Consider the following 11902-nt stretch of genomic DNA (forward strand, 5'->3'; position numbering starts at 1 on the left):
CGCGAAGAAAACGCGTCAAAGCAACAAACAGAGCCCCTTTCCGATTTCAATCGGAAGGGGGCTCTGGGCTGGGGAGGACATGGATGGCAGAGGACGCGGACGTAATCGTGGTCGGCGGCGGGCTGGCCGGCCTGGTCGCGGCATGTGAAATCGCCGACGCCGGCAAGCGCGTCATCGTGATCGACCAGGAGGGCGAACAAAGCCTTGGCGGTCAGGCGTTCTGGTCGTTCGGCGGCCTGTTCCTGGTCGACAGCCCCGAACAGCGCCGGCTCGGCATCAAGGACAGCTACGATCTGGCGCTGCAGGACTGGATCGGCACCGCGGGCTTCGACCGCGACGAGGATTTCTGGCCGAAGAAGTGGGCGGAGGCCTATGTCGCGTTCGCTACGGCTGAGAAGCGCGACTGGCTGCGCGCGATGGGCCACCGTATTTTTCCCGTGGTCGGCTGGGCCGAACGCGGCGGCTATGACGCGATGGGGCACGGCAATTCGGTGCCGCGCTTTCATGTCACCTGGGGCACCGGCCCGGGCATCGTCGAGCCGTTCGAACGGCGGGCGCGCGAGGCGCAGAAGAACGGCCGGCTGACTTTCAAGTTCCGCCACCGCGTCGATGCCCTCAGTATCACCAACGGCACCGTCGACGGCGTCAGCGGGGCGATCCTCGAACCCACCAATGTCGAACGCGGCCAGAGCAGCTCGCGCCAGGTCACCGGCGATTTTAGCTTTCGCGCCCAGGCAGTGATCGTTGCCTCCGGCGGCATCGGCGGCAATCACGATCTGGTCCGGCAGAACTGGCCGAAGCGCCTCGGCGCGCCGCCGAAATTCATGATCTCCGGCGTGCCCGAACATGTCGACGGCAGGATGATCGGGATCACCGAGGCTGCCGGCGCGCGGCTGATCAACCGCGACCGGATGTGGCATTACGTCGAGGGTATCAGGAACTGGTCGCCGATCTGGCCGCGTCACGGCATTCGCATCTTGCCCGGCCCGTCATCGCTGTGGTTCGACGCGACAGGCAAACGGCTGCCCGCGCCGCTGTTTCCCGGCTCCGACACGCTCGGCCAGCTGCACTACATCATGTCGACGGGTTACGATTATTCCTGGTTCATCCTGACCCAGAGCATCATCAAGAAGGAGTTCGCACTCTCCGGCTCGGAACAGAACCCCGACCTCACCGGCAAGAGTTGGCGCATGACCATCAAGCGCGCCACCAACAAGGGCGCACCCGCGCCGGTGGAAGCATTCAAGCAAAAAGGCGCCGACTTCATCGTCCGCGATAATCTCGCCGACCTCGTCAGCGCCATGAACGCGCTCAGTGGCGACAATCTGCTGCAGCTCGATCACATCAAGCGTCAGATCGAGGCGCGCGACCGCGAGATGACGAATCCCTACGTCAAGGATGCGCAGGTGATGAACATCCACAATGCGCGGCGCTATATCGGCGACAAACTGATCCGCACCGCCAAACCGCATCGCATCCTCGACCCCGAGCATGGTCCGCTGATCGCGGTGAAACTCAATATCCTGACCCGCAAGACGCTCGGCGGCTTCGAGACCGATCTCGACTCCCGCGTGTTCGGCACAGGCGGCGAAATCATCAAGGGGCTGTACGCCGTCGGCGAAGCCGCCGGTTTCGGAGGCGGCGGCGTGCACGGCTATCGCTCGCTGGAGGGCACGTTCCTCGGCGGGTGCCTGTTTTCGGGGCGCAATGCGGGACGCGCGGCGGCGAAGGCGGCCGGCTGACAAGGCCGCAGAATACCTGGGCGATCGAAGCAGTTGCTGCGGCCGTTCCGGCCTACTTGCGCGGGGGATACTTGCCATGATGCCGAAGATCATATGGGCTCTGTCCATCGCGGCCGCTGTGATGGCCGGGAGCGACGTCCCCGCCCGCGCCCAGGCCAACGTCGCCGCGCCGGCGCCGTCACCCGCCAAGCTCGAGCGCCTGTCGCAATTTTTCGAAAACGAAGTGACTACCGGGAAGCTTCCCGGCGCGGTCGTGCTGATCCAGCAGCATGGAGTGCCCGTCTATCTCAAGAGTTTCGGCGTTCGGGACGTCGCGACCAAACTGCCGATGACGCCGGACACGATCTTTGCCATCCATTCGATGACCAAGCCGATCACCAGCGTGGCTGCGATGATGCTGATCGACGAAGGAAAATTGGCGCTGGCCGACCCGGTGTCCCGATACATTCCGGCATTTGCCGACACGAAAGTCGGTGTGGAATCCAAACCGAAGGACGGCAACCCGATCCTGGAACTCGTGCCGCCGATCCGGCCGGTGACGATCGAGGACCTGCTCCGGCATACGTCGGGTATTACCTATGAATACATCGGCAGCGAATTGATCATGAAGACGTATACGGACGCCAACATCTTTGAGGGACATTTCAACAACACGGAGTTTGCCGAGCGCATTGCCCGGCTGCCCTTGGCGAGACAGCCCGGCACACTCTGGCGCTACGGCCATTCCACCGACGTTCTCGGGCGCGTCATCGAAATCGTCTCCGGTAAATCGCTGTATCAGTTCCTGAAAGAGCGCATCCTCGATCCGCTTGGCATGACCAGCACGAAGTTCGTGCTGCAGGGCCCGGCTGAAGCGGCACGCATGGCCGAGCCGCTGCCGGGCGATACCGTCCTGCGTATGTCGGGGGAGGAACGGCGCAGGCACGCCGAATGGGAGTCAGCCGGCGGCGGCCTGCTTTCGACCATCACGGATTATGCACGATTTGCGCAAATGCTGCTCAACGGCGGAAAGCTGGACGGCAAGCAGTATCTCAGCCCGGCCGCGTTCAAGCAGATGACGTCAGACCAGATCGGACCGGGCTCCGGTGTCGGACGCGACTACTATTATTTTCCCGGCGATGGTTTTGGCTACGGTTATGGCCTTGCGGTTCGCGTGGAGCCGGGGAACGCAAAGCCGCCGCCCGCGGGCTCGATCGGTGAGCTCAAATGGGACAGCGGCAGCGGAACATATTTCGGCGTCGATCCCAAACTGGACATGGTCTACATCCTCATGGAGCAAACCCAGCTCGAACGCTCACGCATCACTCCCGCCTTCAAGGCGCTGGTGTATGACGCGTTCGAAAATAAGTGACCTCAGCGGCGAAGCAGTGGGCTGGTTGCCGGCAGAACTCAATGCGCATATCCGGCGGCACCGTCCCACAGCAGCTTCAAGGCCGCATGACTTTTTGCGTTGCAATCGGACAATTGTACTCCGTGCAATACCGTCGGCCGGCCGCAGCGTTCCGGCAAAGCCAAACCACCTGGCTTCCTTTAAGTAGATTCCCCGACACGTGACAATTTGAGTGGCCTTCATTGCCAAGAACGCAGTAGCCGATCGCGCCCCGGCGCGCTAAGGAGGCGCGCCACTTTAAAAAACGGAGAACACCATGTCAGTCCAGCGTTTCGAAACCGGCCCGCGCATGAGCCAGGTCGTCGTCCACGGCAACACCGTCTATCTCGCGGGCGTCGTCGCCAACAATGCAGCCGGCGAAAGCGTGACCAAGCAGACGCAGGACGTGCTCAAGACCATCGACGGCCATCTCGCCAAAGCCGGGACCGACAAGTCGAAGCTGCTGTCGGCCACGATCTACATCACCGACATGAAAACCTTCCCGGAAATGAATGCGGTGTGGGACGGCTGGGTGTCGGCGGGCAACACCCCGGCGCGCGCCACGGTCGAGGCCAAGTTGGCGTCCCCGCAATACAACGTCGAGATCATGGTGGTTGCGGCGAAGTGATTTTTCGCGGCGCGAGGGTTTGCCTGCCCTCGCGCCGTACCTTTCTTTGATCCGTATCTCATTGACCGCGTTTCCTTGACCTCCGAGGTAATCGAAACACGCGCGCGAACCTTCGATAACAGGCCAGCCGATCCATTCGGCGCTAACGAAGGAGAGCCCCATGACCGACGCCCGAACGATTGCCGTCCGTTACATCGACCTGTGGAACGAGCGAACCCCGGCCCGCCGCCGCGAGCTTCTCGCCGCGAACTGGGCCAAAGATGCGCGCTATGTCGACCCCTTGATGAGCGGCGACGGCCATGACGGTGTCGATGCGCTGATCGCAGGCGTTCAGCAGCGGTTTCCGGATTTCAAATTCAAGCTGATCGGCGAGCCCAATGGGTACGGCGACCACGTCCGCTTCTGTTGGGGCCTCGGCCCTGACGGCGCCGACAGCCCGATCAAGGGCACCGATTTCGCCGTGCTCAGCGACGGCCGCATCCGCAGCATCACCGGCTTCCTCGATCAGGTGCCGGCAGGGGCGTGAGCGACAGGCTGTGCGGCTGCCTGGGCAATCCCAGGTAGCCGCCGACGCGCCCCAAATTATTTCGGGAACCTCTTGGCCTTTGCCGCATCCAACCCCAATACATTGCTATTGGTGGAACCATCATGCGTCAGGCCCACACGCCTCATATTCCGCGCGTCGACACTGGTGACCTCGACCTGATCCGCCGGGCGTTGGGCCGCGACGGAGCGGCGGTTCGCGCCATCATGCAGGCGAACAACCGCCGGCTCTACCGGCTCGCCCGTGGCATCCTGCGCAATGACGGCGAGGCCGAGGACGTCGTGCAGGAGACGTACGTCCGCGCCTTCACGCATCTGGAGAGTTTTCGCGGCGATTCCAGCCTGGCGACCTGGCTGGCGCGGATCGCCATGAACGAGGCGCTGGGGCGCTTGCGCCGGCAGCGGCCGGGCGTGGAACTGTCGTCATTGCCGCAGGGCACGCTCGAAGCCCAGATCATCCAGTTTCCCCGCGCGGCCGCTGACGACCCGGAAAAATCCATGGCCCAACGTGAAATTCAGCATGTCGTCGAACACGCCATCGACGAATTGCCGGAACCGTTCCGGCTCGTCTTCATCACCCGGGTGATCGAGGGCATGAATGTCGAGGAGACCGCCGAAATTCTCGGGCTCAATCCCGTGACCGTGAAGACGAGGTTGCATCGCGCCCGCGTCATGCTGCGCGACAATGTCGAGAAGAAGATCGGCCCTGTCGTGATGGATGCGTTTCCGTTTGCCGGCAGGCGCTGCGTACGGCTCACCGATGCGGTGCTGAACCGGCTCGGCTTTATCTGATTTTTTCGGGAACCTCCCGCCACCAGCGCCATCCAACTCCTGTGCAATCAACTTGAAAGCCGGCCGCTCGCGGCCGGCGCCACAGGAGTGTCAAACCATGTTCGTTCGATTGAGCGCAGCCATTGCCGCGTTGAGCCTCTTGGGCGGCGCCGCGCTGGCGCAGGGTGCAAAGCCCACCGACCCGCAGATCGCGCATATCGCCTACACCGCAGGCGTCATCGACGTCGCCGCCGCCAAGCAGGCGATCACCAAGGCCAGCAACAAGGACGTCAAGGCGTTCGCGGAAGGCATGGTGCGCGACCATGAAGCCGTGAACAAGCAGGCGCTCGACCTCGTCAAGAAGCTGAAGGTGACGCCCGAGGATAACGACACCAGCAAGACGCTGTCCAAGCAGGCGGCTGACAAGCTGGCCGAACTCGCCAAGCTGAAGGGCGCCGAGTACGACAAGGCCTATGTCGCCAACGAGGTTGCCTACCACAAGGCGGTCAATGGCGCGCTCGAGACACTGTTGATCCCGTCAGCCAGCAATGCCGAGCTGAAGAGCCTGCTGCAGACCGGCCTGAAGCTCTTTCAGGGCCACCAGCAGCACGCCGAACACGTCGCCGCTGGCCTGAAGTAACGGAGACTGCCATGCTGCCGAGACGCACGTTTCTCATCGTGACCGCCCTGATAGCGGGCGCAATTGTCGTCCCGGCGCATGCCGCAACCATCCAGATCGTAATGGACGATCTCGTGGTGTCGCCGGCGCAGGTAACCGCCAAGGTCGGCGACACCATCGAATGGATCAACAAGGACATCTTCGCCCACACCGCCACCGCGCGAAACGGCGATTTCGATGTCGCCATGCCGCCGAAGAAGACTGTGACGTCGGTGCTGAAGAAGGCCGGTACGGTCGAGTATTACTGCCGCTTCCATCCCAACATGAAGGCCGTGCTGACGATCGCGCCGTAAGCCGGTAACCTCGTCAGGTCTACGTCCCTCGCTGCAGCACCATCGCGAGCCGCACCGCGACCGCCGCCTGCCAGACCGGATAGAGCACCGAGGTGAGATCGAGATCGAGCGCGCTGTCGACCGCCATCAGCGTACCGGCCAGCGTGCCCGTCAGCAGCATCCGCATCCATAACGCCGCATCGCGCGGCCCGGCCGGCAGCAGCGCGATCGCCAGCGCCATCAAGCCGGCGCCGACAAAACCGCCGGCGAGGCCCGCCAGGACATTGCGCATGATCTTGGAGGCGCCATAGGCCTGCACATCGATCCAGATCGCAGCGTTCACCGCGCAGACAAAAGCGACCATGGTGACAATGCCGGCAAGCAGCGCCGCCCAAACCGGATTGGCGCTGCAGCGCCGGACCACGAAGAAGACGAGCACCGCAAACGGCACCGCCACCAGCGCCATGCGCAGATTGCCGGAACCGCCGGTGAACTTGTCGATCAGTTGCGGCGTGAGCGGCGTCAACAGGCCCGACAGCAGACCGCCGGCAGCGATCAGCAGCAGGTTGTTGCGGGAGCTATTGTCGGCAGCGATGGCCTCGGTCAACGCGTTCGCCTCCCTCTCTGCGGCGCGGCAATCTAGCACGATAACGGTTGCGATTGTACTCGCGCACAGCTTCACAAATAAAAGCCGCGCCAACCCGAAGGTTGACGCGGCCATGGCCGTTCTGTTGCCAGGTGGACCAACCCCGAACAGGTTACGCCGCGAGGCGCACTTCGTTCAATGCAACGTTATCGTTTGCATTTAGGTTTTTGACCCGATAACGGCGGTATCATGCCGAGCACAATTCAGAACTTCTTTGCGACCATCGATCCTGGTTCGCCCCCGCCATAGCAGCCCTGGGATTTTGCCTTGCGGCGAAATCGATCTCACCGAAATGAGACCTTTAAGCTCAAGCTGCTAAGGTGGAGGCGCCGGGTACTGCCCCCGGGTCTGCCCGCAGTCCATTCTAAGGTTCAGCGCCATCGTCTTGCGACGGGTGGACCCTACGCGGGATTGGCGGGGAAAGATAGGCCGTTGTCGGCAGTTGGAGCGGGGTGAAAGCACTTGGGAAGAATCATTCGATCTCTGAAATCAGAGTACAAAAGAGTACGATTCCGGCCTGAATTGTTCAGACCATTCTGAGTCTTTTCAACGATACCTCATGAGGCGTGTACGGTTCTCGGCAAGGTCGATTATCAGTTGGTTGCTCATGGTCAGCGGTCACGGCAGGCAAGTCACCGTGCCGTGACAGGACTGAGCCTACCGGACCGCCGACCGGAAATAGAACTGCCCGTTAAATTATGTGATGGTTACCCTCAACCAGGGAGGGAGAGATGGCCGACGAAGAAAACTGGATACTTGCGGAAGACCCGCCACTAACTGCGCAACAGTTGCTTTTTGAAGAAACCCACAAGCGCTCAATGGAGCTCGTCAAACGCATCGAACATATGATGCTGACCGTCGTGAAAACCCAGGTAATCATCGAGAGTTTTATGATCGAGCTCTTGGAAGTGCATGGAAGAGACCCGCAGCGCTTTTTCTACACCGGACTGAAAATAGCGGAGTGTAGGGATAAGATTGATCCGCCAGAAGTTGGTCAACCAATTTGGGAGCTCTTGTCGCGATGCTCTAAGGTAAGAAACGAGCTCGTTCACTCCCTCAATACGGAGAAGATTAAAGAAACGAGTCAGCTGGTGCGGGAAGCCTACTTGGCCCTCACTCCAGAAGGACCGCGAAGGGAAAGCATAAAACAAATGGACGACACCCAAGTAGTGACAGATGCACTTCACCACTGCGGCGGCTACATCGTGATCGCAACCGAGGCCAAGGTTGCCGCCGACAAAAAAGCTAAAACGAAGCCGGGATAGGCGTTCGGTGAACCGTCGCCAGCGTCGTCACCTTCCGCTCGTCGGGAAACCGCTCCAGCGCAATCAACGCCAGCTCGACGAGGCGCGGCAGCGGCTCGGTCGATTTCTCCCAGGTGATAATGGTCTGGCGGGATTTGACGCCTAGCGCCATCCGCAGCGTGTCCTGGGTGAACCGGTTACGGCTACGCCATTCGGGGAGTTCAGTGCCGAGCATCGGTCGGCTCCACGGTGGTGACGCTCTCCTCAACGGCGACGTTGCCGCTCCACCAATTCAGCCTGACCTTACGGGTACGGATCACCAGCCGGTGCAGGCCAGTGGCCAAGGCAGCGCGGATGTCCAATTTATGGACGTCAGGTTTTTGGACATTTCTGTTTGCTTCGCTCATGGACGCCTCTGAAACTGCAAGGAAAACGGATTTTGGCACCATCACCATACGGGTAGATGGTTAAATTCAACTTAAACGCCGAGAACTTAATTTCTTGCGAACATCCGGCTTCACCCGCTTACCCGAGACGTAGGCAGCAGCAAGCTCGCCCGCGACCAAAAGGACGAGCGCACCGAAGGTGTAAACGTCGTGGACGGTGTAAATAATTGCAGCCCAGCCAATGGTCTTCATAGGACAATCCCCACGTGCCAAGGCTTCGCCAAGGCGAGTTACGTGTTGGGATCATCCCTGCGCAATCGAGGCCCATTGCGCGTGGTGCACAGCGTGCGCACCAGGAAGATCATTCTAAAGCCGGCGGCGTGCCGGTAGTCATTATTGGGATCGCTAGTCCCTATTCTCCCCGTATTATGATCCGAGGTTCGAGCAACCGTCGCCACCGGGCTGTGGGTCTGACTATGCTCTGATGCGAATTTCTATTTCCGACCGATTCATGGCGGATTCGCGGCGGCTCACGTGACGCCGGCGGCATAATGGACGGCTTCTGCCGCTCCAATCGACGACGGTGTTCGTGAAGGGTTGAGGGGCGAGCGGAGCGAGCTTCTCTTCTGGCGTCCGTTAACGTCCACGGACCCGTCCGATAAGCGGGTTCGCAGGCTTTCGGTCGTCACTGTTCGGAATGTATCGGGAGCACATACAGCGGCGTTTATTGTGCCGGACCTTACAGTGCCCCCGTTCGTGCCGGACTTTCCATTCGTGGTCGGCGCCGGGATGACCGCAGGCGGAGCAGGCGGGCATGCTCAGTTTCGCTTCGCTCTGTCAGACTTCCATTCGGCAAAGATTTACGGGAATCTGTGATCGACAACATTCCGGCCCAGTGGTTGGTTCTGACCATGTAGAGGTAAACATACTCCGGCTGGCGTGGAACGAGACCGGCGATCTCATCGAACTGTTGGGAATATTGTCTTTCTGGTATGCGTCCCAGCTTTTCGACTTGCGAGAGCATCTCGCGGCGGGCAGCAACTTGCCGTGCTCGGTTTATAGCTTAGACATCGAAGAGAGCCTGGCGAGCATTCTGCCATCCGAGGCCGAGAAGTGAGGACAAGATGCCCAACGTATCGCAATATGTTCATCTCGTCCGCACTGAGCTTGAAAAATTGGCGCGCGCCGGACGCATTACAAAGGACCTAGGTGCGGTCATAGGCAAGCCTCCCAGATGGACACTGTGGAAGGCAGTGCTGGACGAAGTAAGTTACACGAAGCCCGATGTAACCATCATCGTCTTGCAGGCAAGCTCTGGATGGCCCGGACAGATTGACTACAGCGCGACGAACGGAAAACCAACCCCGGCTCAAAAGGCGTTTGCGCAAGAAGAGCTTGCTAAGGTTTTCAACGCCTATTGGGACCGGAGAGGCTGCCGAAGGCATAAAGCTCCGTATCCCCTCCATAATAGGCGTTGTGCCCTTTTATGTAGGCGGAGAGCTCGGGGTTGACGCCCTTGAGCCGAGCCTTGGCTTCCCTATCGAAGTCAGCCAAGCTTTTAGCGAATGGGAAATGGAGGCCACTACCATCAACCCTGCCCAGGAAAATGGCTCCATCACATACCGCTTGGTCAAGCGCATGTCTGAGATCATTCAAAATGCTGTAGGCGGTATGTCTAAGCGAGCCAGGTATGCGCTGCTGGAATCTGAGTTTACGAACCTTATCTCCAGAACTAGGCTCTTCGTAGTCAATGACCGTATATTCGCAAGCGCTGACGAAGATTCGACAGCCCGCTTCAAATTTGGAAATGCCTTCTTTGGCGCCGTCGATTAGTATTCTAGGGCTTTCGAACGGTTCAAGGTCATCTACCATTACAGCCACCACTCGCGAAGCTTACCGCTAAGCATTAGCCCAACGTAAACGCGGGCGCGCAATAAAAAAGCTGGCGTGACAGAGCGTGACAGGTTGCTTGGGGCATGCTTCAAGCATCAGCCATACCGAAAACACTTGCGATTTTGGCAATTTGAAAGCCTGCTTTTGTTGGGCTTTTAGACTGCCCGCCACTTATACGTGAATCACTTGTTTTCGGTATGGGCCATGTTAGCTTGGGCCTTCTTACACGGGGGCTTCACCATGAAACGCGTCGCTATCTATCTGCGGGTCAGCACTTCGAAGCAGGACACTGACAACCAGCGGCGTGAGCTGGAAGCCGTTGCCAAGCGCTCTGGCTGGGACGTGGTGCGGGTTTATGAGGATGCCGGCATCAGCGGCGCCAAGGGCAGAGATAAGCGCCCTGGACTCGATGCCATGCTGAAGGCGGTCAATGCCCGCGAGTTCGATATGGTCGCCGCCTGGTCCGTTGACCGGCTGGGCCGATCGCTGACTGATCTGCTCGGCATCCTGCAAGGCCTGCACGACAAGGGCGTGGATCTGTTCCTGCACCAGCAGGGCCTCGATACCTCGACCACGGCGGGTAAGGCCATGTTCCAGATGCTAGGTGTGTTTGCCGAGTTCGAACGGGGCATCATCCGTGAACGCGTGAATGCCGGGCTAGCGAGGGCCAAGGCGAAGGGTACCAAGCTGGGGCGCCGCACTGTGAAGCCGGCCATTGAGGCCCGCATACGTGAGCTGAAGGCAGATGGCATGGGTATCCTGAAGATAGGGCGCACCGTTGGTGTCGGAACTAGCGTGGTGCAGCGCGTGATTTCCGGCTAATTGATGTCGATCGCCTTCAATGGCATCGGCCGGTTTTGAGTTGTCAACGATTTCGCGATGTGAGCTGTTTTGACCAGCATGTCGGCTGCCGGACATGCCACGATGGGCAATCACCGCCCCGCCCTTTGGCTTCTACCGGTGACCGAGAGCATTGCGCTCCCGCCTTGATAAAAGGCGTCCCATCATGTCCCAGGTTCAACCATCCCCGTCGGTCTGTCCGGGGTGCCACAAGCCAATGCGGCTCATGATCGTCAAGGGCATGGGCGGCCGCAAGATGCAATGCATTGATTGTGGTCAACCAGACCCGTTAGAAAACCCCGATACCCAAAGATGGTTGAAGGGCGAACTCGGGTCCAAGATTTAGGCTGCCGCGCGCTGCCTATCTGGCCGGGTTTTCGTATGAGGGCTTGGAATATACTGGCACCGTGCCAATCTCGCGCCCCTCATCGTTGATAATAGCGATGCGGCGCTCAGGATCATCTTCGGGCTTGTCGAGCGAAACGCCTATGGCGAGCACCGTCGCCCTGATGATTGCATCGGTATCGTCGTCGCAAACAAAGCCTGATGCATCAAAAAGCCGGTGGCCGTCCTGAACGTCAAAAAAGTAGTGGGGCATTGCGACCTCCAGATTGTCAAGCTCCTGTAGACAGCATTGTTCCGATATCAGGTCGCCTCAGTTGGCGGCAGCTAAATTTCAAAATTGAACACGCAAAAAATATATTTCGACGCTCAATAACGCCGCTTAATTGCGCTCAACGCCATTCAACGTTCAGCCTGCCGCACAAAGGTTTCCATCGCTTGTCAGTTCGCGCGCGCATGTCATCTTATGCACATGCAACATGCTCGCGATACCCTCGCTACCTCATGCGCTACCAGTCGGAGCAAGGTCTCCAACGGAACGCGCTTG

The 11902-nt window shown here is 59.8% G+C and carries 15 protein-coding genes and 1 other RNA gene; 9 read left to right on the forward strand and 7 right to left on the reverse strand.

Annotated features, from left to right (window positions below; translation table 11 throughout):
* Positions 1 to 83: 83 nt before the first annotated feature.
* The 7 genes from JQ611_RS29555 to JQ611_RS29585 all read left to right on the forward strand — a co-directional run bounded on the left by JQ611_RS29555 (position 84) and on the right by JQ611_RS29585 (position 6025).
* The gene (locus JQ611_RS29555; protein WP_212390694.1) at positions 84 to 1742 is read left to right on the forward strand and encodes an FAD-binding dehydrogenase; all 1659 of its coding nucleotides are present in this window, start codon (positions 84 to 86) and stop codon (positions 1740 to 1742) included.
* Between the two features lie 76 nt (positions 1743 to 1818).
* Positions 1819 to 3093, forward strand: a complete 1275-nt coding sequence (locus JQ611_RS29560) for a serine hydrolase domain-containing protein (RefSeq protein ID WP_409411309.1) — start codon at positions 1819 to 1821, stop codon at positions 3091 to 3093.
* Positions 3094 to 3388: 295 nt separating this feature from the next.
* The gene (locus tag JQ611_RS29565) at positions 3389 to 3739 is read left to right on the forward strand and encodes a RidA family protein (protein ID WP_192735438.1); all 351 of its coding nucleotides are present in this window, start codon (positions 3389 to 3391) and stop codon (positions 3737 to 3739) included.
* Between the two features lie 160 nt (positions 3740 to 3899).
* Complete coding sequence (locus JQ611_RS29570) at positions 3900 to 4265, forward strand: nuclear transport factor 2 family protein (protein ID WP_212467419.1); 366 nt, start codon at positions 3900 to 3902, stop codon at positions 4263 to 4265.
* Between the two features lie 122 nt (positions 4266 to 4387).
* Positions 4388 to 5074, forward strand: a complete 687-nt coding sequence (locus tag JQ611_RS29575) for an RNA polymerase sigma factor (protein ID WP_212467420.1) — start codon at positions 4388 to 4390, stop codon at positions 5072 to 5074.
* A gap of 97 nt (positions 5075 to 5171) precedes the next feature.
* A complete protein-coding gene (locus JQ611_RS29580; protein ID WP_212467421.1) occupies positions 5172 to 5693 on the forward strand; it encodes a DUF4142 domain-containing protein in 522 nt (173 codons plus the stop codon).
* A gap of 11 nt (positions 5694 to 5704) precedes the next feature.
* Complete coding sequence (locus tag JQ611_RS29585; protein WP_212265321.1) at positions 5705 to 6025, forward strand: cupredoxin domain-containing protein; 321 nt, start codon at positions 5705 to 5707, stop codon at positions 6023 to 6025.
* 19 nt (positions 6026 to 6044) lie between these two features.
* Here the strand turns inward: JQ611_RS29585 and JQ611_RS29590 are convergent, their stop codons facing one another.
* Together JQ611_RS29590 and ssrA are read right to left on the reverse strand one after the other, a co-directional pair.
* On the reverse strand, positions 6045 to 6611 hold the full coding sequence (locus JQ611_RS29590) for a hypothetical protein (RefSeq protein WP_212467422.1): 567 nt from the start codon (positions 6609 to 6611) through the stop codon (positions 6045 to 6047).
* A gap of 108 nt (positions 6612 to 6719) precedes the next feature.
* Positions 6720 to 7081: a transfer-messenger RNA gene (ssrA, locus tag JQ611_RS29595) on the reverse strand.
* Between the two features lie 300 nt (positions 7082 to 7381).
* On the opposite strand from ssrA, the gene JQ611_RS29600 reads away from it, so the two are divergent.
* A complete protein-coding gene (locus JQ611_RS29600) occupies positions 7382 to 7915 on the forward strand; it encodes a hypothetical protein (RefSeq protein ID WP_212467423.1) in 534 nt (177 codons plus the stop codon).
* Here the strand turns inward: JQ611_RS29600 and JQ611_RS29605 are convergent.
* From JQ611_RS29605 to JQ611_RS29620, 4 genes are all read right to left on the reverse strand, one after another.
* Positions 7896 to 8129: a hypothetical protein gene (locus JQ611_RS29605; protein ID WP_212467424.1), complete on the reverse strand. Its 234-nt coding sequence runs from the start codon at positions 8127 to 8129 to the stop codon at positions 7896 to 7898. The two genes, JQ611_RS29600 and JQ611_RS29605, sit on opposite strands and share 20 nt — an antisense overlap.
* Complete coding sequence (locus JQ611_RS29610; protein ID WP_212467425.1) at positions 8116 to 8301, reverse strand: hypothetical protein; 186 nt, start codon at positions 8299 to 8301, stop codon at positions 8116 to 8118. Before JQ611_RS29610 ends, JQ611_RS29605 begins: the two co-directional genes overlap by 14 nt.
* Positions 8302 to 8367: 66 nt before the next feature.
* Entirely contained in the window at positions 8368 to 8532 is a 165-nt protein-coding gene (locus tag JQ611_RS29615) for a hypothetical protein (protein ID WP_212467426.1), read from the reverse strand.
* 1155 nt (positions 8533 to 9687) lie between these two features.
* Positions 9688 to 10152, reverse strand: coding sequence for a hypothetical protein (locus tag JQ611_RS29620; RefSeq protein WP_212467427.1), 465 nt, complete (start codon positions 10150 to 10152; stop codon positions 9688 to 9690).
* A 261-nt stretch (positions 10153 to 10413) separates the two neighbouring features.
* On the opposite strand from JQ611_RS29620, the gene JQ611_RS29625 reads away from it, so the two are divergent.
* Positions 10414 to 10995 carry a recombinase family protein gene (locus JQ611_RS29625; protein WP_212467428.1) on the forward strand — a complete coding sequence of 194 codons (582 nt, stop codon included), beginning with the start codon at positions 10414 to 10416 and terminating at the stop codon, positions 10993 to 10995.
* Between the two features lie 379 nt (positions 10996 to 11374).
* Here the strand turns inward: JQ611_RS29625 and JQ611_RS29630 are convergent, their stop codons facing one another.
* Positions 11375 to 11611, reverse strand: a complete 237-nt coding sequence (locus JQ611_RS29630; protein WP_212467429.1) for a DUF6894 family protein — start codon at positions 11609 to 11611, stop codon at positions 11375 to 11377.
* Positions 11612 to 11902 lie beyond the last annotated feature (291 nt).

The organism is Bradyrhizobium sp. AUGA SZCCT0182 (genome assembly GCF_018130185.1).
In the GTDB taxonomy this organism is placed as follows: Bacteria; Pseudomonadota; Alphaproteobacteria; order Rhizobiales; family Xanthobacteraceae; genus Bradyrhizobium.